The organism is Acidobacteriota bacterium (genome assembly GCA_016208495.1).
GTDB lineage: Bacteria > Acidobacteriota > Blastocatellia > Chloracidobacteriales > Chloracidobacteriaceae > JACQXX01.
In genome coordinates this window covers 21,498-44,188 of record JACQXX010000091.1, presented here as the reverse complement: position 1 = coordinate 44,188, position 22,691 = coordinate 21,498, and the positions used below count along the sequence as shown (strand labels likewise).

At 50.6% G+C, this 22,691-nt stretch carries 16 protein-coding genes; 6 read left to right on the top strand and 10 right to left on the bottom strand.

The features are described from left to right. Positions 1-16: 16 nt before the first annotated feature. Positions 17-1,036 (bottom strand): glycosyltransferase family 2 protein, encoded by a 1,020-nt coding sequence (locus HY774_18565; GenBank protein ID MBI4750490.1) that lies wholly within the window; start codon positions 1,034-1,036, stop codon positions 17-19. Positions 1,037-1,169: 133 nt separating this feature from the next. After that, a complete protein-coding gene (locus HY774_18560; protein MBI4750489.1) occupies positions 1,170-1,919 on the bottom strand; it encodes a 3-oxoacyl-ACP reductase FabG in 750 nt (249 codons plus the stop codon). Positions 1,920-2,374: 455 nt separating this feature from the next. Here HY774_18560 and HY774_18555 point away from each other — a divergent pair, with 455 nt between their 5' ends. The 5 genes from HY774_18555 to HY774_18535 all read left to right on the top strand — a co-directional run bounded on the left by HY774_18555 (position 2,375) and on the right by HY774_18535 (position 9,104). Continuing rightward, positions 2,375-3,145 carry an HD domain-containing protein gene (locus HY774_18555; GenBank protein ID MBI4750488.1) on the top strand — a complete coding sequence of 257 codons (771 nt, stop codon included), beginning with the start codon at positions 2,375-2,377 and terminating at the stop codon, positions 3,143-3,145. 14 nt (positions 3,146-3,159) lie between these two features. Continuing rightward, positions 3,160-4,707 (top strand): PilN domain-containing protein, encoded by a 1,548-nt coding sequence (locus tag HY774_18550; protein ID MBI4750487.1) that lies wholly within the window; start codon positions 3,160-3,162, stop codon positions 4,705-4,707. 136 nt (positions 4,708-4,843) lie between these two features. Continuing rightward, on the top strand, positions 4,844-5,419 hold the full coding sequence (pilO, locus tag HY774_18545; GenBank protein ID MBI4750486.1) for a type 4a pilus biogenesis protein PilO: 576 nt from the start codon (positions 4,844-4,846) through the stop codon (positions 5,417-5,419). A gap of 161 nt (positions 5,420-5,580) precedes the next feature. Beyond that, positions 5,581-7,770, top strand: coding sequence for a Flp pilus assembly complex ATPase component TadA (tadA, locus tag HY774_18540; GenBank protein ID MBI4750485.1), 2,190 nt, complete (start codon positions 5,581-5,583; stop codon positions 7,768-7,770). Positions 7,771-7,913: 143 nt separating this feature from the next. Beyond that, positions 7,914-9,104 carry a type II secretion system F family protein gene (locus HY774_18535; GenBank protein MBI4750484.1) on the top strand — a complete coding sequence of 397 codons (1,191 nt, stop codon included), beginning with the start codon at positions 7,914-7,916 and terminating at the stop codon, positions 9,102-9,104. A gap of 160 nt (positions 9,105-9,264) precedes the next feature. Here HY774_18535 and HY774_18530 read toward each other — a convergent pair whose 3' ends face one another. The 5 genes from HY774_18530 to HY774_18510 all read right to left on the bottom strand — a co-directional run bounded on the left by HY774_18530 (position 9,265) and on the right by HY774_18510 (position 17,234). Beyond that, on the bottom strand, positions 9,265-10,119 hold the full coding sequence (locus HY774_18530; protein ID MBI4750483.1) for an alpha/beta fold hydrolase: 855 nt from the start codon (positions 10,117-10,119) through the stop codon (positions 9,265-9,267). A 135-nt stretch (positions 10,120-10,254) separates the two neighbouring features. Continuing rightward, complete coding sequence (locus tag HY774_18525; protein MBI4750482.1) at positions 10,255-11,619, bottom strand: FAD-dependent oxidoreductase; 1,365 nt, start codon at positions 11,617-11,619, stop codon at positions 10,255-10,257. 106 nt (positions 11,620-11,725) lie between these two features. Next, entirely contained in the window at positions 11,726-12,586 is an 861-nt protein-coding gene (gene hpnD, locus HY774_18520) for a presqualene diphosphate synthase HpnD (GenBank protein ID MBI4750481.1), read from the bottom strand. A gap of 182 nt (positions 12,587-12,768) precedes the next feature. Continuing rightward, positions 12,769-13,680 (bottom strand): squalene synthase HpnC, encoded by a 912-nt coding sequence (gene hpnC / locus HY774_18515; protein MBI4750480.1) that lies wholly within the window; start codon positions 13,678-13,680, stop codon positions 12,769-12,771. Further along, positions 13,677-17,234: an IPT/TIG domain-containing protein gene (locus HY774_18510; GenBank protein MBI4750479.1), complete on the bottom strand. Its 3,558-nt coding sequence runs from the start codon at positions 17,232-17,234 to the stop codon at positions 13,677-13,679. Before HY774_18510 ends, hpnC begins: the two co-directional genes overlap by 4 nt. A 520-nt stretch (positions 17,235-17,754) precedes the next feature. On the opposite strand from HY774_18510, the gene HY774_18505 reads away from it, so the two are divergent. Beyond that, complete coding sequence (locus HY774_18505) at positions 17,755-18,717, top strand: PhoH family protein (protein MBI4750478.1); 963 nt, start codon at positions 17,755-17,757, stop codon at positions 18,715-18,717. 210 nt (positions 18,718-18,927) lie between these two features. Here HY774_18505 and HY774_18500 read toward each other — a convergent pair whose 3' ends face one another. The 3 genes from HY774_18500 to HY774_18490 all read right to left on the bottom strand — a co-directional run bounded on the left by HY774_18500 (position 18,928) and on the right by HY774_18490 (position 22,604). Further along, positions 18,928-19,329 (bottom strand): hypothetical protein, encoded by a 402-nt coding sequence (locus HY774_18500; GenBank protein ID MBI4750477.1) that lies wholly within the window; start codon positions 19,327-19,329, stop codon positions 18,928-18,930. Between the two features lie 165 nt (positions 19,330-19,494). Further along, positions 19,495-20,349: an SDR family oxidoreductase gene (locus HY774_18495; GenBank protein MBI4750476.1), complete on the bottom strand. Its 855-nt coding sequence runs from the start codon at positions 20,347-20,349 to the stop codon at positions 19,495-19,497. Positions 20,350-20,447: 98 nt separating this feature from the next. Next, a complete protein-coding gene (locus tag HY774_18490) occupies positions 20,448-22,604 on the bottom strand; it encodes an FHA domain-containing protein (GenBank protein MBI4750475.1) in 2,157 nt (718 codons plus the stop codon). Positions 22,605-22,691: the final 87 nt, after the last annotated feature.

Genomic DNA, 22,691 nt, shown 5'->3' with positions numbered 1-22,691 from the left:
TTCAAAACAGAGTACCTCACAGGACGGTTGGGTTGGAATGATCAATCTCACCTAAATGAACACCCGTCACGAAAGAGTGGGAAATCTGGGGCAAATGGTAAAATAATCGGTTATGGATAATTTCAAGCGGTGAGATCAATTTTTCAGCCAGATCACGCCCACGTTTACCAGCCATTCTCTCAACTCGATTGAAAACCGGATACAGCCATTTACGGCGATGTTTTCTGATCCACTCTTGTTTTTTCAGGTTTGGAGTCAGTCCCCATTTGGAGTAAAAATGGTCCAGTGTGGCCTGGTTCCAGGCTTCACTCCACCGGGTTCGAAAAACCTGCCGATCATCGTTGTCCATATTGAGTGGGGGATGATACGCAATCACAGAGGCTGGTTCAAAAATGACTTTGCCTCCCCGTTGGCTCACTTCCAGGCCAATGTCAAAGTGGTCTGAAGTGCTGTAAATCTTTTCATCCAGCCCACCAATCTGGTCCAGCGCTGATTTCCGCACCAGCATTCCATGAAATTCAACATTGATTGTTTCCTGCCGCCGGAGTGGAACCGGAACCGCGCTGATTGGCCAGGTACAGTATTGCATGTGGGCATGATAGATTCGTTGTCCACCAACTTCTTTAATTCCCGCCTCACCACCGGCAAAATGAATGATCTGATCTTCGGGTGGCCCAAGTAACACCATTGGCCCGACGATCCAGGCCCCAGTTTCTTCAGCACAGGTGAGCAATGGCTCTAGCCACCCCGGCGTGACTTCGACATCATTATCCAAAAACATCACAAATGGAGTCTTGACATATTTCAGCCCCACATTGCGAGCATAGTTTTGGTGAATCTGATGAGAGAATTCAATCAACTGAAACCCTTTTTCGCGAGCCTGTTGCTTCAAGTAAGTTGAAACAGAAGGAGGTGCGCCGCTATTGACATAAATCAAGTCAAAACGCTGTGGTGTATGAGCATAAATGCTCTCAAGGTTTTTGCGGATGTGGGAAAACTGTTCGCGAGTTGTGATCAGGATGGTTATCTGCGGCATAAGAAAATCTCTGGATCCTGAAAGAATGAAGAATGAACACGCAAGCCGGAAGCATAAAATAAGGTTCAGCCGCTGAAGGTCTATAGATTCTACAGTCTTTCTTCTTCATTGTGCAGAATCAGTTTCAACTTGATTAAGTCACTGTCCCCCCATCCTGGATGATCATCTCGCCATTCATATAACTATTGCGGTCAGAAACCAGAAAGGCGGCCAGTTCGCCCATTTCTTCCGGTCGTCCATAGCGCCCCAGTGAACACCAGCCTTCGTATGTTTCGCGGAATTTATCAGGCAAGGTGTGACCCAGGTCCGTGTCAAAAATACCAGCGGCAATGCCATTGACGACCAGGCCAAAGGGCGCTCCTTCGCGGGCCAGCATTTTGGTAAAGCCGACCACGGCAGACTTGGTTGTGGCGTAATGAACACTCGTCGGAACGGTACGGATGCCTCCGATTGAGCTGATATTCAAAATCCGGCCATACCGCTGACGCACCATTTGTTTAAACACAGGTTTGGTGACATTAAACAGGCCGTTCAAATTGGTGTTGACGACTTCATCCCAGGCGCGGTCCGTCATCGTCAAAAACATATCTGCCCGGTTAATCGCCGCGTTATTCACCAAAATATCAATTCGCCCAAACTGCTCAATAATTTGCCGCACCATTTGTTTCACTGCTGCGCGATCTGTGACTGAAACCTGAAAGGCCAGGGCGCGCTGGCCCAGGTGCTCAATATTGTCAACTACGGTTTGAGCGGCCTCGGGCTGACTGTGGTAATTAAAGGCGATGTTACAACCTTCGCGGGCAAAAACTTCGCAGATGGCCCGCCCCAGTCCCCGTGAGCCACCAGTGACCAATGCAGTTTTTCCTTCAAGTAATTTTGTCATGTCGTGAGTGAGTGATTTTTGAGGTGTCAGGTGAGTGTGTTGATTTCGAAGGACTTCGAATCGCCGATTGTATGGACAACCTATCGTGTTGTCCAGACAGGAGATGGAATATCTTTGGGTGAAGAACTCAGGCGATAGCGTCACTTTTCAATTCATCAATTTAATTAAAGTTGGATTGTGTTTCGTTTTTCCCAATCGGTTTAATTTAACTTTCATCAGATTGCTGAATCTAAATGAATTGAATCAATTAAATGCAGACTGGGTTTCAAAGTTCTGAGAGCCGCAAACCGGGCTCACCTAACCACACATCAGAATAAAATACTTTTGTTTTCAATATTTTAAGGTAACTTCAACCATTCAAAAGAATGCCATCGGCTGGACTGGTTCAAGCCATCATCAGGCAACAGAGTTTAATTCAAAGAGGTGGGTTCAGGCGCTCAGGCAGGATTTTCAAGGTGGTTTTCTGGATAAAGTTTCTGGCACGAGGGTTGCTCTTACTCAGGCATCCGCACCATCAGGATCAATCGGTGGGCAAAATTGAAACTCGATCTGCGAGGTATTGCCGTATGGGCGCCGTTTCCCCTGCACAGCTTGAAGTCACTCAACTGATTATGCCGCAACTTTTACGCAATTTGCGCCGGGTCATGGCTCAAAAATACGCCGGGTCAGGCTACTCGCTGGTGGTTCACGGCGAAGAAGTCGGCCTCGCGGCAGAGCAAATCGCCCGCGTCCTGCACCGCAATCATCCTGATTGCGAGCAAAAAGCGCACCTGGCATACCTGGCGGGAACGCTGCACGATTACGGCAAGATCGTGGTGCCTGATGAAATTCGGCTGTCGCGGCAGGTGTATTCGGAATCGGAACGCCAGGTGATGGAATACCATCCGATCTACGGCAAAATGCTCCTTGAATCAGTTGGATGCCACGAGGAAATTGTCGCCGCCGCGTATTACCACCACCTTCGATATGGCGGGGGTGGCTATCCAAACTGCGGATTAACCGGAGACCAGATTCCACTGATTGCCCGCATTGTCACCGTGGCTGATCATTTCGTTGCTCGAATTGAACATCGTCCACATCGTCGAGGCCAGTTCCCAGTGGAAGTTTGGGAAGATATGCAGCGTCAGCGTCACACTTTGTTTGATCCGCGGGTTCTGGATGCCTTTGAGGAAACCGAATTGTTGCAATCAGCCCTTGGAAACCACCCCCTTCGAATTTTTGCATAAAGGAAGCTACCATCATGTTAGGAGTCATTCGCTTTGGCTATCAATCAGCCGAGGTTACCCTTGGTATCGTCAAAACCGACGGAACAACTGGTCCATCCATTGTTCATCTGGAAACAGTTGCATCACAATCAGATGCCGTTGCCACACTCCAGTCAATTGCTGGTAATATCCCAGTATTGACCATCTACCCGAGCCCAATTGAAGTTCGCCCAGGTGAAGCCTATCTGACCGATATCGGGGCAGTTGTGTCACTGGGCAACCTGGTAACTGCCCGGTGCGATTTTGACTCCACGCTGATGTTGGCCTATGTGGACCCAATGATTGTGGAGCAACTTCCTGTCGGATCGGTTCTGTGTGAAGCCGCCTGCCTGGCTGAGGCATTTACCACGGTGTATCGCGAAGAAACCGAACGTGCCGTTCGGGTCGGTCACCTTCACATTTCCAGAACCCAAATTGACTGGTTCGTCTATGAACGCGGAGAACTGGTTGCCCATAGTCTTGAATTGGTGGATGTCAACGATGAGCAAGGGTTTGAAAATGCGATGACCCTGATGATTGATGATGTCCAAACCCGACTCCAATCAGCATTTGAACTGGTGGTTGTTTCGGGCGAATGTACTGGCGATCATCGGTCCCGGATGGACTGGCTTCGGGCACAACTCCAGGTGGAACTGATTCAGGTTTTTGATCTTTCAGGGTTGCAAACTGAAACGGGGTCAACTCCAGCAACCAGTTTGGTCATCACCGAAATGGTGCCGATGCTTGGGGGCGTTTATGCCTACCTCAACGACCACGGCGCCGATTTTCGTGGGATGGTTCGTTCCCGACCTGTTGCAACGCGATCACCCGGTTTCTTTGATCAGCTTAAAGGGATGATGGCCAGTGGTCTGGTCAATGTTTCACCTGGCGGCGCCCGGCGGTTTGAATATCTGGGTGTGGTATTGGGGCTGATTGCGATTGGGGTTCTGATTGGCGGACAGTATACCTTGCTGATTCGCCGAGAAAATGAGTTACGCGTTGAACAATCCGTCCAAACCAGGCGCGCCGAAGCCAACCAGACTTTGAAGCGGGAAGCTGAGCAGTACAAACAATACCTTGAAGCCTTAAACCACCGCATTGAAGTGGTAAATAAGATGCGTGAAGCCCAGGGTATGAACTATCAGATTTCAAATGACGTGAGCTGGCAGGTGCCGACCGGGCTGGTTCTAACCGTTCTCAAAGTCCAGGGCCGCAATGTAACGATCAGTGGATATGTAACACCCACCACTGTGACTCAAGCCCAGGCGGAAGCTGGTCAGCCGCTGGTCATTGATGTGGTGGATCCAGTTGCGGACTTTGTTCGCAACCTGGAAGGTGCGGGTCACTATACCAATGTGCGGTCAAATTACGTCCTGCAATCCCGGGAAGAAAAAAGCGACTTCACCATCACCTGCCAGTATCAGGGAAAAGTGTTTACCGACCCAATTGAGACCCAGCCAATTCCGGAACTGGTTGTCAAGGCCACTGAAAACACGGCGACTGCGACACCAAAGCCAGGGGAACCGGCCAAAAAAGCGAAATGAACTAAACCGTCAAAAATTGAATTATGAAGCATGAGAAATTCATCTGATATCACTATATCTAGCTGATAATCAACATTTTAAATATTCATAATTCATAATTCATAATTCATAATTCATAACAGCGGAGATTTGAACCATGCAGATTCAACGAATTGTAAAGCAACTCATTATCGCCACCTTGATGGCAGCCAGTAGCTGGGTCGTCGGTGACCAGTTTTGGTTTTCGGAATGGCAGTCAACCCTTAATACCCAGCAAGATATGATTGCCAAACAAAAGAAGGAAAATGACATCACGGATCGGTATCGCCAGGAACACGACCAGTTGCTTGCCGAAGTTGAATCCACCCGTGAGCGCTATCAGCAAGTGGCAAAGTATTTACCGTCAGTTGATGGACTTGGTGAGTTATTTGAGCAGGTGAAAAATCAAGCCCGCGCTGCCCACCTGGTTATCGAACGCAAAGACGACACCCACGCTCCGTACAAGCCAGGAATCAATGAATCAAAACTGGTGATCCAGTTGCGTGGACAGTTTCTCAATCAACTCAAATTCCTGGAATGGATGGGGACCCATCAACGGTTGCTGGTTTTTGCAGAACAGGAAGTGCGCAGTGTTGATGGCACAACCACGATGACCCTCAAAGGGTTTGCTCCAGTTGATGTTCAAACCAAAGAAATCGTGGAAGCGACCAGCACGATTCTGGCAAAACGATAAGAATGAGGGTTCAGGGTTCAAGGTTCCAAAATGACATAAAAGACTAAAGGGACACAAACGACATAAATTTGAAATCTCTGAACCCTGAACCCTGAACCCTGAACCCTGAATATTTGATGTTTCTGTTTCCATAATCTGATTCAACCAAAGGACAAACCGTCATGTTTAAACCAGCACTTTCACTTATGACCCGCCCCAATTTGCGATCAAACCCGCAACTGGCCGGAGTGATTCCTATCAATGAAGCTCTGGAACACAAAGTTCTGCTGTTGGGAGTAACGCCACAGGAACTGAAAGCCGCCGTGGTTGACGATGCCGGCTGTGCCTATTTGACTCAGGCGATGCAGCAGCTCAATTTTCAACGAAGCCTGGCCCGTGCCGCCCGATTGACGTTGCCCGAAGTTTCCCGGCTGGTACTCAAAGCCAACCGGCATGCCGCTGAAGATGTCCTCAAGGGAATTTCAAATTCATATCCTAAGGATCTGGAACTTCGATTCCAGACCGCAGTGGCAACGGTTATCCCTCGTGAAACGGCGGAACGTCACGCAATCTTGATTGAATGCCTGGTTGGAACAACCATTCATGCCTTGTATGCCGACGGAAATGGACGCCAGACGCTGGAATTCCTCCTCAATCGGGCTGATATTCGCAAGGCGATAGCCGCAGCGGCGCAAGTGGACGAAAGTCTGGCCGGAGAGTTTCGGTGTGAACCTCGACGGGTTCCGCGCGAGGTGATTGACCGGGAAATCAAGCGACTCTATGCCGAAACCCGATATGAAGGATTTACCCAGCGAGATACCCGGCGCTACGTTCAGGCGGTCAGACGTGAATGGGCCGCCCAGTCGGTTGATTCAACCGCTCGTCCAAAGACTGAAGTTTCCCAAAGCTTTAGCCACACCAAGCAGGTCTTTTACGATATCGCGGGTTCCGCTTTTCGTCAGGAAGCCTCGGACGTTCGAATCTTCTATGACTGGGATCGGCGTGCCATTCAGCACGAATTGTTTCTGGATGGCGAGTGGCGGCGTCAGGCGGAAATCCCCCTCGATTTTGCCGTGTACCAGTCAATGATCAACCTGGCCAAATCAGATGCTGGAATTCCAGACCTTGAAACCCATAAAACCCACGACGGAGACATTCATTTTAAGATTTCGAACCAGGGCAAAATCCTGGAATTTGACGGTCGAATTTGTATTTTCCCATACCTGAAAGCTTCAGCCCGGCAGGTGCCGCTGGCCATGATCACCATTCGGATTTTGCGAAAAAATGAAGAGATCCGAGGGTTGGGGGAACTGGGATTGCTTCCATTCCAGCAACGGATGATTGAAAAATATGTCCAGGGTTCAACCGGCTTACTGCCGGTCTGCGGGGTGATGAATTCAGGCAAAAACGGAACCTTAATGTCAATCAGCGCTGAAATTCATCGGCGATTTCCAGGGAAAGCCTTCATCAGCCTTGAAGATCCGGTTGAAACAGACATTCCGTTTGCTTTCCAGACCCAGGTGGCGCGCCATCGCGGGATGCAAACTTCAGATTATTTACCGTCCATTTTACGCAGCAATGTGCAGGTGATTCAAATGGGCGAAATTAACGATGCCGACAAAGCCCAGTTTGCCATTCGAGCCGCCCAATCTGGCCATTACACCCAATGCACGCTGCACGCCAAGTCTCCGTTTGATATTTTGCCGCGCCTGCAAATGTACGGCATTCCGCCGGAAATGGTCGGTGAAGTCCTGATTGGGGTGATTTATCAAAAACTCGTTCCCAAATTGTGTGACTATTGTGCGATGGATGAAGACCCAACCACGGTTTGGAACAACCAGCAATATCCGCACCTGCGGGCAGTGCTTGAACATTGGAACGTGGATGTCATGCGATTTCGCCCGCGCCGGGCAACTGGAATTTTAGATGGGAAACCCTGCCCCCATTGCAGTTACCAGGGCCGGGGTCGAGGATACCGGGGTCGAATGGGCCTGTTTGAAATTTGGGATGCTCCGTTTCAACGCCGACAATTACAAACCCAGACCAGTTTAGGCGAAATTCGCTCAACTGCCTTAAAGTTGAACCACTGGACGATTTTGCGATCCGCATTATGTTATGTGCAGGCTGGAGTGATTGATTTGGCGACGGCGATGACAGTTTATAACGGCATTGATCCAACCTATGAAGGTGTGCCTGGGTACCGGTTTGAGGATTTCGAACAATATGTCCGTGACCTCGATACGGAAGTCGAAGCATATAAACGAACTCAACCATCACAAGACACAGAAACCGCACCCCAGGCACCCCGTAACGCTTCGCCAATCAATGATTCGGTCATTGAAGCCGAAGTCTTTGAAACGATGGAAATGTAGTAATACCCATTTAGAATGAAGAATGAAGAGCCCATAGAATGATTAATGGTTGGAAAGCAATACTTTCGAAGAAGAGCCAGGCACTAACCACTAACCACATTCTTCATTCTTCCAAACAACCCTGAACCCTGAGCCCTAAATATATGACAACCCGGACAATGACCATGCAAACCGCAACAACCACACTTGAGAACGAGAAAGCCCTTCAGCGAAGGCAGCTTCAGCTTCCGCTCGAAGAAAAAATCCAGATTTTCGATCAACTGGCAACCGAACTCGAATCAGGAATCCCTCTGGTGACCGCTTTACAAACTCGAGTTCGGACCATTGATCACTTTAAGGATACCGCCCAGGACCCGCTGGCTTTTCTGCTGAGCGGCAAACCACAGGGCGAGGAGTTTATCCGGGAACTGGCGTCGCTGGTGGCTGATCTGGGACAACCGCTTCATACGGCGGCCCAGCAGTTTCCTGGAGTGTTTGACCCACAATTTCTGGCGATTTTGAATGCCGCGCAACAAACCGGACGCTATGGGATGGCGCTTCGTCGTCAGGTAGATTACCTCACCGAGCAAAAAATCCTGAAGGATCATTTGAAAAGCGTGTTGCGCTATCCGGTGTTTGTGTTTGTGGTGGCGACTGTGGTGCTGGCCGTGGCGCTGATCAAAATTGTACCGGGGTTTACGCTACTGTATGAAGGGCTGCTTGGAAAGGCTGAGTTCCACTGGACAACCCAACTGGTCCTCGATATTTCGGCCTTTGCCTCAACCAACTGGCCGGTGATGGTAATTGGGCTGGCTGGGAGCTTTTTAGGGTATTTCTGGTTTCGTCAAACCAATCCGAACGTGCGCCGGTTTGAAGATCAATGCTGGCTCAGGTTTCCCAGACTCAACCGCTACATTGCGCTCATTGACACGGTGAACTTTTTGAGCACCTTTATTTTGCTTCGTGAAGCTGGTGAAACCATGACCAATGCCTTTGCCCTGGCGGTTGAAGCGATGTCCAATTCCGAACTGCGCGAAGCTGGCCAGGAAGCCGCGTTGAATTTTGAACGCGGCACACCGCAATACATCCATTTGTCGCTTGCCACCATGCATCCGGTGTTTTCCGAGGCTTCATCATTGTATGCACAGTTGAAATCATATGAGGAACACGCGAGCCTGGCCCAGCTTGAGCGATATGTGAAGCTGCTCAAACACAATGCCAATTGCGTTCGTGACGAACTGGCCAGCTACGTTCAACCCGTTTCGTTGGTGGTGGTCGGAATCATTGTCGGATTTCTGGTCTTTTCACTCTATTTGCCGTTGTTCGAACTGATTGGAAAATTTGCGTCACGGTAAGGGAAGAGCAGGGTTCCGGGTTCCGGGTTCCGGGTTCCGGGTTCCGGGTTTTCGAAAAAGCAAAAAGGGGAAAGAATCTACAGTTCTTTCCCCTTTTTGCTTATGTCCTTTATGTCCTTTATGTCCCTTTTGCCTTTTTACCTTTTTGCCTTTTTGCCTTTCAGGTTAACTCAGGCAAAAGAACTGCTTCCCATAGCTTCTGTTTAAATTTGGCTTTAAAAAACCCAAAGTGGCCGATTCGCTTTTCACCGATATCGGCTGGGGCAAACCGCTTCATTTCGCGCGGAGCGTTGACATAAAAACCGTGTAACGATTCAGTGTTGCGCGCAGACATAAACTCATCATCTTCAAAGGAAAGCGAGACAATCGGAGTATTGACGGCGGCAAATTGTTTCCGAACCGCTTCACCTTCAACGCCGACGGCATATTCCGGATGCAAACACCACCGGCGCCATTGTTCCATCACACCGCGTGGAACATCGCCCACTTTCCGGAGTCGTTTTCCTGGAAAATAGCCGAACAGTCGCATCGAGACCGGCGCCACAAAGAACCAGAGCCACCACACCCGGCGGCGAAGTTCTGGTGCATTTTCCCGCCAGTAGCCGCTTCCGGTTCCAACCGTTATCACTTTGGTGATTTGTTCGTGGCGCGGGACAAATGGCACGATTTGGCCACCCAGACTGTGTCCAATCCAGTAAACGGGTTTGCCGTTTGCTTGCTGAAAAACTGCTTCGACCACGGCGCCGGTGTCATAGCGCGCCCAGTCAAAAATGTTGGCTTTGACTTCGCGCAGAGGTCGAACGCGCGAAAACCCCGTCCCACGATAGTCAAACGTCGCCACCAGAAATCCTTGCTCTGTCAGCCATTGGGCAAACGGACCATAATATTCCTGATGCACTCCCATGGCTGGAACAATCACCACTACTGCTTTTGCTTCTTGATCTGGAAAATAAAAACGGGCGGCAATTTCATGACCATCCGTCGTGGCAATTTTTTGCGTGATTGGAGTACTCATCGCTTACCTCACTGTGCATTTGTGGAATTGGGAATCGAAGAGGAGGATGTAATTCAGTTACCACTTTAAACAAGCAGGTTTTGAAATACTATGCGTTGTTCCAAAATCAGAAGGCCACGAATGAAACCAAACCGGTCACAGGCTACCTGACACCAGTCTCGCACAGAGATGCCCGCTCAGAACCGCGCCTTCAATCGTGGCTGGCAGGTGAGTGTTGGTCCAATCTCCGGCCAGCAGAAAATTTGAAATCGGTGTCTGGGGATTTGGACGGGCTTTTTCGACTTCGGGCGAAGCGGAAAGCGTGGCGTCGTGTTCTTTGACCACGAACGAATGCACCACCTTCGCTTCGCGTGCGGCGGGTAACACCGAGCGAAGATCTTCCACGGCCAGTTCGACCAGGTGTTCTTTCGGAATTTTGGCAAAGTCGTGCGCGGCGCTGATGATGAGCGCCAGGTGTTGCAAATCGCGCGGATTGTGTTTGACGATGACTTCTTTGTTAAACACCCACTGGATTCGCGTCCCAATCATTCCGGCAAACGCCAGATCCATCACGGGTCGGTCAAACCACACGTTGATGGATACAATTGGGGCTGATTGAAAATCTTTCCAGCCGGCAAAAAAAGGCGAGGTTTCAAAAACTTCGGCGGGCAGGAGCTTCTTGAGGGCAAAGTAGGGAACAGCACTCACACAACTTTCGGCAGTGATACGCTCACCGCCAGCCAGTTCAATGCCCACAAAACGGTTTGATTCAATCACAACCTTTGAAACCGCCGTGTTGACCAGGACTTTTCCACCACGCGCTTCGATAAACTGTTTTGATTGTTCAGTATAAAGCTCACTCAAGCCAACTTTTGAAGTCACCATGCAGGAATCCTGCTTCGTGCCGCCAAAGCCATCCTGGAGCACCCGGGCCAGGAGTTTGGCGGGCGCCACGGTGAGCGCTTCGTTGAGCGTGGCCACTGTCAGTGGTTCCCAGAACCGTTCTTTCATCAGCGCCGATTGCCCACAGGCCGACAACCATTGATCAACTGTCAAATGGCCGAGTTTTTTTTCCAGCGCGCCATTTCTCAAGCGCAAGGCACCGCCAATTCTGAGCGTCCGGAGTTTGTCTCCGAATGAAATCCCACCCAATCGGAACAATCCGGCCAGCAAGTGAAGCGGCGCCGGAAGGTTTGGACATTCCAACGTCTGGTGACTATCGCGGTCCAGAAAATCCACCCGCGACTGATTTTGGAATTCAACCAGATCGAAACTCCCAATTCGGCGCAGAAACGCAAATGTCTCGCGATAACACCCCATCATCAAATGCTGGCCGTTATCAATCACATCACCGGTTTTCGCATCGCGCATCGAGTAAGCTCGCCCACCCAAAAATGGCCGGCGTTCAATGACCTGAACCTGATACCCAGCCTCAGCCAGCGCCGTGGCCGTAGCCAGCCCGGCAAAGCCTCCGCCAATGACGACGACTGTTTTTGAGAGTGGTAACAATGGGTTCGTCATAGTTTCTTAAAGGTTTGAGATCTTCGAAAGAATGTCGTTTCCGTCTTTTATGTCCTTTGTGTCCTTTTTTCTCCGCCACCCACCCGCTCACGCAGATGGTACTGACTCATCGTAGTCGCATTCTTAACCAGGTACTGATGGCAACCAGTGCTTTTTCGGCTTTGCTCAATTTGAAGGTATCGTCAAACACGTTGTAGCTGGCGGCTTCGATCCGTTCGAGAATTTTGAAGTAAATCCGTCCCATAATCTCGGCTGAGACCATCCGTGGGCGGTCAGTTGGGTGCAGTGCTTCGCGAGCCTGTTTGAAAAAGGTCCGCGCTCGTTCTCCCTGGTGTCGCATCAGGGCCACAAAATTCGAATTGTACACTTCGGAAAACAGGTCCTTTTCAGAATATCCAAACTGGATGAGTTCATCCTGGGGCAGGTATACCCGTCCGCGCCGTGTGTCCTCTTTCAAATCCCGCATGATATTGACCATTTGCAGGGCTTTTCCCAGTTTGATGGCATAGTCTCTGGTGCCTGGCTGGCTGTACCCAAAGATTTCAATGCACATCAGACCGGTCACGCTTGCCACGTGATAACAATATTCTTCCAGTTCTTCAAATGTGGCATACCGACGCTGATCCAGATCCATCTCCATTCCATCAATCATGTCCTCAAACAAATGTTGGGGAATGGGAAACTGGGCCACAATCCGTTTAATATCGCGGCCAAGTTGCGTGGCTGGTGTCTGGTCGTCAAAACAACTGGCAATTTCCGCGCGCCAGCGGTTGAGTTCCTGGCGTGGGTCGGTGGCGGGATGTTCTTCGTCCACAATATCATCAACCACCCGGCAAAAGGCGTAGACTGTTTCAATTGCTTCGCGTTTTGGACGTGGTAAGACCAAAAAAGAGTACAGGAAATTGGTACTCGATTGATGGGTAATGACTTCGGCGGTTTGATTGGATTGGTCAATGGTCTGGGACATGGCTGCGGTTTGAAAATGGCGGCTCTCGTTTTTCAGACAACTATTTCCTCGGTTCGTGTTTCGGTAGAATCTCAGAAATCGTTGAAGAACCTGGATTTATTTTCTGTGTATTCCGTGGTTTCCGTGGTTTCTTATGCTGAAAATCCATGCCACTGGGGAACTTCAGAATCGGGGGAGACTCTTCATAGCGGGAGCCAGGCTGTCAAGGCAATTTTGAGTTTCTGCCGGGTGTCAATCACAGGACGATTCTGGAACACATTGAATTGATTGCGCCGACAGGCTTCCAAAATGCTCGTTCCTCCGCGCCACGTCAACCGCAATTCCCACCCAAGGCGACCTCCAACCGCCGAACACAATGGTTTGCCGCGTTCAAACAGGGCAGCGGTTCGATCAGCCAGCGACTGCATCAAGGCAATATATTCCGGGGTGTAACGACCAGCTTTAAGGTCCAATTCGGTATAGCCAAAGCGTTCCATTTCGCCCAGTGGGATGTAAATCCGGTCTTTGGCCAGATCAACCAGAACATCCTGCCAGAAATTGGTCAGTTGCAATGCCGTGCAAATATCATCCGACCAGCACGCCAGTTGCTCGTCACGGTGCCCAAACAACAGCAAAATCAGCCGACCCACCGGATTGGCTGAACAGCGGCTATAGTCAAGCAAGGCGTCAAAAGTCTGGTGACGTGACCGCTCAATATCAATCGTAAAGGCATCCAGCAGATCATGAAACAGTTGGAGTGGCAGTCGGTTGACTTTGATTGATTCAGCCAGCGCCAGAAATACCGGGTGGGTTGCCTTTCCATTAACACAATCAACAAGCTGCTCTCGCCAGTTTTCCATAAGTCCCAGGCGTTCAGCCTGACTCAACGTTCCTTCGTCGGCAAAATCATCCGCCGCCCGGGCAAAAGCATAGACGCTGTAGACATGCGGACGATGCGCTTTGGGGATCAAAAGCGAGCCAACCGGGAAGTTTTCATAATGCCCCAACGCAATCCGGCGGCAATGTTCAAACGCCTGGTCAAGGGTCCAGGATCGTGCGGCAAGTGACTGATGCGATTCGGTTTCAGTCGGAACAGGTTTCGCTTTGGAACTCATCGTTGAATGGTTATGGTTATGGTTGGTTGATTGATGGTGACGCCTCCGGTGGTGGCGCCGTTGATTCGAATCGTGTAGGTGCCCGTCGGAGCATCAGTTCTGGCCGAAAGCGTTAAATTTGCGCTGTTGCCAAGCGTGCTTTCGGGATTAAAAACGGCGGTCACGCCCGTAGGAAGACCCGCCGCGCTGAGGGAGACCGCGCCAGTGTAGTTCATTCGGGCCAGATTGATCGAGAAAGATGCGCTGCCACCCAGCGTAAGGGTTCGGGATGGTGGTGAAACCGAAATGGTGACCGAGGCTTGCGGAGCTGTGTTTACGATCAACATCAGGGTTGTGCCACTGATCGTCGCGCCAGTGGCCAGGCCACCCACTGGAATCTGGTAGGTACCGCCTGGAGTGCTGACACCCACCTGCAAGGTCAATTGCGAACTATTTCCCGTGGTTCGATCTGGGTCGAACCGGGCGGTGACTCCCGCCGGCAAAGTGCCAATCCCAAGTTTGACCTCGCCATCAAAGTTGTTTCGATTTAATCGAATTGAATATTGGGCCACCTCACCAGCTTGAACTGTCTGGCTGGTTGGATTGGTTGAAAGGGAAACGCTGCCATTGCCGCCGCCATTGCCCGAGACCACCAGGGTTGCCGTCGCTGGAAAAATACCGGCGCCGAAGGCAGTTCCCGAAACCGTCAACGCATAACTGCCTGGGGTCACGCTGGTCAAAGTCGCAATGGTCAGCGTGGCAGTGGTGCCCGTGGTCTTCTCTGGATTGAAGGTGGCCTGGGTACCTGCTGGTAATCCAAGCAACGCAAACCGGACTTCACCTGTAAAATTGGTTCGAACCAAATTCACGGCAAAACTGGCTGATTGCCCGGCCTGAATGGTTTTTGTCTCCGGAGATACCTGGACCCTGACAGTGGATCCTCCTCCACCACTTGAATTGATTGCTAAAGTCACCGAGGTCGGTGTCACTGAAGTCCCCGAGGCGGAACCGGAAATGTTGATTTTGACGGTTCCGGTCGGAGTGCTGGCAGCAGTCGTGACAATCAATTGTGAGTTGGTTCCAGTCGTGCTTTCTGGCCGAAAACTCGCCGTGGCCCCAGGTGGCAGACCAGATACCGAGAAGCGGACGTCACCGCTGAAATTGGTTCGCTGCAATTCTAAATTAAAAGTGGCTGCCTGGCCGGCAGTGATGGTTTGGGAAGCTGGCGTCGCCACAATGCGTACGCCTCCCCCACTGGCGGCTTTTTGAATCGTCAAGGTCAATGTGGCAGCTTGAACTGGTGTATTTTCCGCCAGTCCTTTAATTAAAATTCGATAAGTACCTTCAGCCACCGTGTTGAGCGTGGTAATCGTCAGAATTGAACTATTTCCATTCAATTCAGATGGAGCAAAATCGACCCGGGCACCACCTGGTACACCTTCAGCCAGTAATTTGACTGGTCCGATGAAATTTGAGCGGTTCAGGGCAATTTGGAAGGTCGCATTTTGCCCAGGTGCGATAGTTTTGGTTGATGGATTGATCGAAATGGCAACGGTGCCCGGTTCCGGGCGGGTTACAATCAGCAAGCCTTCCGCCGTCGCGGTTACCCCGCTGGTAAACCCAGTCACCTGAATTGGATATTTGCCGGGTTCAATCGTGTTGGCGGTGGCAACTGTCAGCGTTGATTCACCTGCCGTAGTCACATTTGGCTGGAATCGGGCCTGGGCGCCAGTCGGAAGACCGCTGACTGACAAGGCTACATTTCCTTCAAAGTTGGACCGCTGAATTCGAACCTTGTAATCAATCATTTGACCCGCTGTTACGGATCGTTCAAAGGGTTCCAGCGCCAGTTGGAAAAATGGCGCGCTGACCACATTCACCGTGGTTGTCGCCGAACCACCCCGATGCTGAACCGTAATCTGGAGCGGACCGCTTTCCGGTTGCGGTGGGAGCAAACACCGGATTCGGCTGGCATTTTCAACCCGCACCGTATACACCAATTGAGCTCCGATTTTGACCTGGGTGTTAGGAATAAAATTTGACCCGTTAATCGTCAATTCAGTGCTTTGACCAGCTTTGATTTCGTTGATGTTGAGGTCGGAAATTGAAGGCGGCGCCCCAAGTGTCACCCGGATGACTTGCTGCTTTCCTGAATCCAGAACATAAGCTGAACCACCAGCCAGGGAAATTCCCGTGGCATTTTGAAAGGTGCCGCTTTGGGCTAAGTCACTGACCACAAAGGTTGTATCCTGGAGTTCAACCACCCGAACCGTGTTTCCATCCGTGACATACAAATTGCCAATCGAATCAATTTCAACGCCCTGTGGATCACCAAACGTCACACTTTGCTTTGGTACATACCGGTTGGTTCGGGTCAAGGCACGGGCACTGACAATACTGCCAACCGTGGTGACCTGGCCGTCGGGTAACGCGATTAATCTCACCAGACGATTTCCACGGTCTGTGACAACCAGGATGCTTTGCTGCGTCCCACTGACCAGATCCTGTGGTGCGTTAAACAACGCATTGTTTCCAACGCCATCCAGGATTCCCGGCTGACCGATTGTGCCGGCAAAAACCGAGATTTCATTTGGGGTTCCAAGGCGGACTCTCCAGACAACATGGTTATCGGCATCCGTAATGTAGAGGTCCCCGGGCTGGGCTTCGACGACTCCGCGCGGTCCCCAGGAATCCACACCAGCCACAGCGGCCACATCGGCCAAACCAACCACGGTTTCGACCGTTCCGGTTTCACGATTAAAGCGCCGAATTGACTGGTTGGCAGTATCAGCCAGATACACAAACTGGGAATTGTTTCCTAACCCTAACCCGAGTGGGCCGTTAAAGCGCGAGGACGTCAACGCACCATCAATATTTCCCGGTAGATCAGGTGCACCAGCAAATTCAACCAGCGGCTGGCCAACTGGGGCGCTCCGAATGATGTGTCGTCGGAGATCGGTCGCATACACGCGATTTTGGGAATCAACTTTGATATCGCCATCGCCGACAATTCCTGAAGGAATACTCGCCACATCTGTAACCGTAATCACCAGGTCCCGAATGGCTTCACCCGAGGTTAACCGAATCGTTGCCGCCCCGGTTTGGACTCCAGTGACGATACCGGTCTGGTCAACGGTCGCCTGATCAGGCGTGAGGGTGGAATAGGAAATCACTTCATTGGGGAGCGGGACGCCCTGGGCATCCAGGACCTGAGCCTGCAGGGACACGGTGTCACCAACATTTACCACCAGTTCAGCCGGGGCTATGAGCTGGATCGTATTGAGACTTCCAACCGTCAGACGAATAATATTTGATTCCTGGCCGGTTGCTGGAATCACTTTTATCTCAAGCAATCCGCTGGTTTGAAACAACTCAGCCGGGAGCTCCTTGATGACAATTTTTTTCCCCGAAGGTTTTATTTTGGCACTGACCGGCGTGGTATTGATCACCACCACTGAATTGGCTTCAAAACCGGTTCCTTTTAACACCACTTTCGCCGGAATCTGGCCAACCGGGGTCTGTTCTGGTTTTACCGAGGTAATGGTGGGTGACTGGCCGACTGCCGATTGGCTCAAACAGAACAGGAAGATCACGGAAAGACAAATACGGGTGATTGCAACTTGGAAAGATTCAGAGCACGGCATAGAAAAACCTGGATTTTTCGGGGATGGCTGCTAGGCTGCATGGTGAGATGAGTTAATGGCCACGTTACACGGGTCTGTGATTATGGTCCAAACCCTTCCAGCCGACAAGGCACTTCTTTTATTCTTGAGCTGAGGGTCAATCCTGGGTTGTGTGGGCGATAACCTATGATTTTTCAAGGATCTGGAAGTTTTTTGAAGTCGGGTCCAACTTCGGTTGTAAAAATTTATGGATATGGACCCACCTCTGACTTCCTCGTTGACATAAGTCTAATCTTTAGCTAGTTTTAGCATCGCTTTTTATAGTTGGACTGGGATTTTTGATCACCACCCTCGTTGTTTTTGACGCTCATTGAGCCATGGTTGCTGGAGTTTCGAGGGTTGGAACGGTCGTCCCAGAGCCTGTACATTCACCCCCAACCCCTTGATTCAAGGTTTTTGTGAGGAAATTCAATTGAAGAAATTGCTCCTTCCTGAAAAAGGCATCGAAGTTTTGTTTGGTTCTTTTGATGAAAACATCAAGTATCTTGAAACCTTACTCAATGTCCGTGTTGGAATGCGTGGCAGTGACCTGATGGTGGAGGGTAGCGACGAAGATACACGGCTGGTAGAACAGATTCTTGAAGACTTCGTCAGTTTGATGAATGAAGGTGTGACACCAGGCAGCGACGAACTGAAAGTGGCTTTTAAACAGATTGCCGATGATCGGACCCTGACGCTGCGAACCTATTTCACCAAAACGGTGCGATTTAACCCGACCGGGAAGAAGATGGTGTCTGCCCGGTCCACTAACCAGCGGCGCTATCTCGAAGCAATTGATACCAATGATATTGTATTTGGAATTGGGCCAGCCGGTACGGGAAAAACCTTTTTAGCCGTGGCCATGGCGTTGCAGGCGCTGTGGAACAAACGGGTCACTCGCATTATTTTGACCCGGCCCGCCGTGGAAGCCGGAGAACGGCTTGGGTTTTTGCCCGGGGATTTGCAAGATAAGGTGGATCCCTATCTCAGACCGCTTTATGATGCCCTGTTTGACCTGGCTGAATACGATAAAATTGCCAAGATGCTGGAAAAGCGCATCATCGAAATTGCCCCGCTCGCCTTTATGCGGGGTCGAACTCTGTCAGATGCATTTATCATTTTGGATGAAGCCCAAAATACAACTTCAGAGCAAATGAAAATGTTTCTCACCCGAATTGGTCACAGTTCACGGGCAATCATTACCGGTGACGTGACCCAAATTGACCTTCCCTTTGGAAAAACCTCTGGCTTGATTGAGGTTCAGCAGATTTTGGAGGGAATCGAAGGGATTTCGTTTATTAAATTTACCCACCGCGACGTGGTTCGCCACCGGTTGGTTCAAATGATTATTCAGGCTTATGATCGGCATTCAAAATTGACGCATGATCCGGCTTGAAACCAGGACTGAAGAAAACGGGCTGAAAATCCTCGGGCTCAGGGCTTGGGGCTGAAGAAAACGGGCTGAGGGTTGAAATCCCATTTTTTTCAACCCTCAGCCCAAAGTTTTCCGCCCGACGTCTTCAGCCCCGAGCTTGCGAGTCTTCAGCCCCAAGCCCTGAGCCCAGTTTCTTCAGCCCCAAGCCCGAGATTTTTCAGCCCGCTTTCTTCAGTTTCGGCCATGGACCAGTTTTTTGATTCCGACCCCAAAGTGGACATCAATTTTGTCTTCTTCGATGGCCACCACCTGTCCTAAACCAAAAGTGGTATGGTCAATCACATCCCCAATTTGGTACAGGGTTCGGACTGAGTATGGAACCGCAGACTTAGTCATCATTTCAATCATGGAAAAATCAATTTGAGCCGGTTTGTCCTTCTTCGTGGATTTGGAAACCCGCGTCGTCCGCTCTTTTACAACCTTTGGTGCTTTATATTTGTGGTATGACTCACAGGTTGCACAAACGACCTTTACAATTGAACCATCTGGATCAACCGCCACAATTTTGTGAGTCCGTTCAAGTTTGCACTTTCCGCAATAGGTATCGACTTCGCCACCAACGTCGTATTTCATAAGTTTTTCTTATTTTCCCCTTGTCCCAGTTTTTGACTTCAGTTGAAATTTTACCACCCGTTTGAGTAACGGCGGAGGTACTTTCCGGTTTGGTTGGATTGAACCAATCCTCAAGGGCGTTCATCCTGGCCTCACAATCAGCACCTCCTGAAAGGAATGCGACCCTTACCCGTCTTTCTTTGGTTTGCGGATTTTCGAGGCCATGGCAGCTAACATTTCTGGTGGAAGGGTTGCCAGATGGTTAAATTCGCCTCCCATCAACCACTCGCCACCATCAATGACCACACATTCCCCATTGATATAGTCACTGTAGGGCGAAACCAGGTATGCCGCCAGGTTCGCCAACTCAATATGCTCACCAAAGCGGCGTGATGGATTGCGGCGTTTGGCCTCGGCTTCAAACTCGGGGCTGGGCATCAATTTTTCCCAGGCACCTGGCGTAGGGAAGGGGCCTGGGGCAATAGCATTGACTCGAATTTTATGCCGCCCCCATTCCACGGCCAGCGAGCGGGTCATCGCCAGCACACCCGCTTTGGCACAGGCTGACGGCACCACAAAGGCTGAGCCCATCCAGGCATAGGTTGTAACGATACTCAGGATGCGGCCCCCATTTCCAGCCGCAATCATTTGCTTTCCAAACACTGAGGTACAATGAAAACTTCCATTGAGCACAATGCCAACCACGCTGTTAAAGGCGTTTGCCGACAGGGTTTCGGTTGGTGCCAGGAAGTTTCCCGCGGCATTGTTGACCAGGATGGTGGTTGGGCCAAAGCGGTCGGCGACTTCGGCGGCGACTTCCTCGACGCGGCCATAATCGCGAACATCACAGGCGATGGCGTGGGCTTCGCCACCTTTTTCAGAGATTTCGTTGACGACGGCTTCCAAATTATCCAGGGCTCGACTGGTGACGACCACCCTGGCACCTAATTCAGCAAACCGAAGCGCCATTGACCGACCAAGGCCGGTACCGCCACCGGTCACAACTGCAACATCACCCGTAAGTGGTTTACCTTCAAACATGTGGTTGTGATACTCCCCTTTTTTCGATGGAATAGATGTTTTCACCTTGAAACATCTTTAAGTTTTTGCGTTTTTACCCAATTAAGCAATAAAATACTTCACTTTAATTGCCAGACTGGATAATTGGAAATAAATTGAATGCCGGTCCGATAGTGGTTGTGGGCAAATTTCACTGACCGAATCTCGGCCTGGGCCTGAAATACGCTATCGGTTCCGCGAATGACCAGATGGTCCCCAACGCGAACCTCATGGACCAGGGCCAGACAGGCGCCAGACACACTGATATCTTCGGTCACACACACCTCGTCAAAAGGGCGGCCATCAATGCCGTTGCCCCGGACCTGAATTTTAATGGCCAGCAAGATACGTGGTTCCTTGCGGCGTTCGGAGCCGGCTTCGGCCTTTGGATCGGGGCTCCCTTGAGGTGGCGGAGAGGCCGGTTCCAATCTGGACTCCGGGGGTTGGCCATCCCAATAGACCTGATAGACCTGAACCGACTTGGTTTTGCCCTTTACTTTCAAGCCTCCAATAGGCCGCATGGAAAAATCAAACTTCTGGCTTCCGGATTCAGACCAGGCGGTTCCATCCAGACTGCTATTCAACACATCGTCGTGCAACCCAAGCATATAAGCCCGAGCGGCAACATAAGTTTGTTCTCCAATCAAAATCTGACCATTTTTCGCATTTGACTCCAACCGGGCCGCCAAATTCACCGGGTCTCCGATCACCGTATAATCGGTTCGCAATTTTGACCCGATATACCCGACCGTGACCTCACCCGTGTTAATGCCAATTCCAATGGTGAGTTGTATATCCGAGTTTTCAGCTTCGAGCTCCTGGTTGAATTCAGTCACCTGCCGTTTCAGTTCAATCGCGGCCTGAATGGCATTCACGGCATCCGCATCAGACGGTTTTGGAGCGCCAAACAACGCCATGATGCCATCGCCAATAAATTTATCCAGGGTGCCGTTGTATTTGAAAATGGCGGCGGCGGCCCGCTCAAAGTACCGATTCAACAAGCTGACGATTTCCTGAGGTGATTTCCGTTCCGACAGGGTGGTAAACCCACGAATATCGGCAAAGAGCACCGTGACAATTTGATTGACTCCGCCCAGAGCCAGGCTGTCTGGGTCAGCCATAATTTGTTCAACCACAAACGGGGGCAGAAACCGCTGATAAGCCAGCCGGGCTTCGGCATCATGCAACAATTTCTCGTGAACTTTGATGTTTTCGACCGCCATGGCGGAATTGGCAGCCAGCGCGGTGAGAAAGTTGAGATCTTCGTTGGTAAAACTGATCGGGTCCGGGCGATCAACATAAATGGCACCCAACGCCTTTTCCTCCTGGCCAAGCATCGGCACACACATCACCGACCGAATCCGGCCTAATCGAAAGGTATCATGCTGCTTCAGCCCTGGGTCAGCCATCGGGTCAACCGAAAGCAACGAGACCCGGTCCCGAATCACCCGCCGAATAATGGTTCGGCTGACCGGAATACCGTCATATTTCTTTAACACCGATTCATCCCGATATTTCCCCCAGTTGATCTCTACCTCTTCTTCATTCGGCTGGGCAAAGATGATTCGCCCCGCATTTGAGATCTTAAAAATCTGCTCGGCAATCTTTTCGTAAATTTCCTCGATTTTGAAAACCCGGTTCAGCATCTTGTTGAGTTCATAAACAAACTCCAGGATGCGGCTGCGTTTGGCCAGGATCTCCATTTCGGTGGCAAACGACTGGTCAATCATGGTGAACGGTGAAGCGGCGGCTTCAACCTGATTCAATTTGGAACCCGAGGGAACTGAAGGAAAGCCCCCACTGGCCAGCCGGGAAACATCCCCTGAAAGCGTGGTCAGAGGCTTTAATAAATCGGCGGCACTCTTAAAAACGACCGTTCCTTCAGCAATTGGCCGGTCATCGTAGTCGAGGTTGGCAGCGGAAGTTTGGGTGAGATGGAACTGCAGTCGGAAGTTACCGACCCGGATTTCATCTCCATCAATCAAAACCCGGTTGACCTTGCGAGGAAGTTCTAACCCATTGACAAATGTTCCATTACGGCTGAGGTCATCACGAATGACAAAGGAACTGCCGTTTTGTTCAATGACCGCATGAAAGCGTGACGCCCGCTCGTCAAACAGCACAATCATGTTCTGCTCATTGCGTCCAATAGAGACAGGTGTTGCCGTTATGGGGTATTCAGTTCGCTGGCCGTGGGGTGAAATGATGGTAAATTTGGCTTGATGTTGCTGCTTCATGTTGCCTGGTTCGATTGGTTGAAAAATCTAAATCCTCTAATCCAAAGAATTTATGAAAGATAGGAGAGTCATTGGTTTGGACATGGA

Coding starts and splice junctions, on each gene's coding strand:
- HY774_18500 (MBI4750477.1), bottom strand. CDS start 19,329: ATGAAATACGACGTTGGTGGCGAAGTCGATACCTATTGCGGAAAGTGC.
- hpnC (MBI4750480.1), bottom strand. CDS start 13,680: ATGAGTTCCAAAGCGAAACCTGTTCCGACTGAAACCGAATCGCATCAG.
- HY774_18490 (MBI4750475.1), bottom strand. CDS start 22,604: ATGAAGCAGCAACATCAAGCCAAATTTACCATCATTTCACCCCACGGC.
- HY774_18550 (MBI4750487.1), top strand. CDS start 3,160: ATGTTAGGAGTCATTCGCTTTGGCTATCAATCAGCCGAGGTTACCCTT.
- HY774_18565 (MBI4750490.1), bottom strand. CDS start 1,036: ATGCCGCAGATAACCATCCTGATCACAACTCGCGAACAGTTTTCCCAC.
- hpnD (MBI4750481.1), bottom strand. CDS start 12,586: ATGTCCCAGACCATTGACCAATCCAATCAAACCGCCGAAGTCATTACC.
- pilO (MBI4750486.1), top strand. CDS start 4,844: ATGCAGATTCAACGAATTGTAAAGCAACTCATTATCGCCACCTTGATG.
- HY774_18495 (MBI4750476.1), bottom strand. CDS start 20,349: ATGTTTGAAGGTAAACCACTTACGGGTGATGTTGCAGTTGTGACCGGT.
- HY774_18535 (MBI4750484.1), top strand. CDS start 7,914: ATGACAACCCGGACAATGACCATGCAAACCGCAACAACCACACTTGAG.
- HY774_18530 (MBI4750483.1), bottom strand. CDS start 10,119: ATGAGTACTCCAATCACGCAAAAAATTGCCACGACGGATGGTCATGAA.
- tadA (MBI4750485.1), top strand. CDS start 5,581: ATGTTTAAACCAGCACTTTCACTTATGACCCGCCCCAATTTGCGATCA.
- HY774_18525 (MBI4750482.1), bottom strand. CDS start 11,619: ATGACGAACCCATTGTTACCACTCTCAAAAACAGTCGTCGTCATTGGC.
- HY774_18560 (MBI4750489.1), bottom strand. CDS start 1,919: ATGACAAAATTACTTGAAGGAAAAACTGCATTGGTCACTGGTGGCTCA.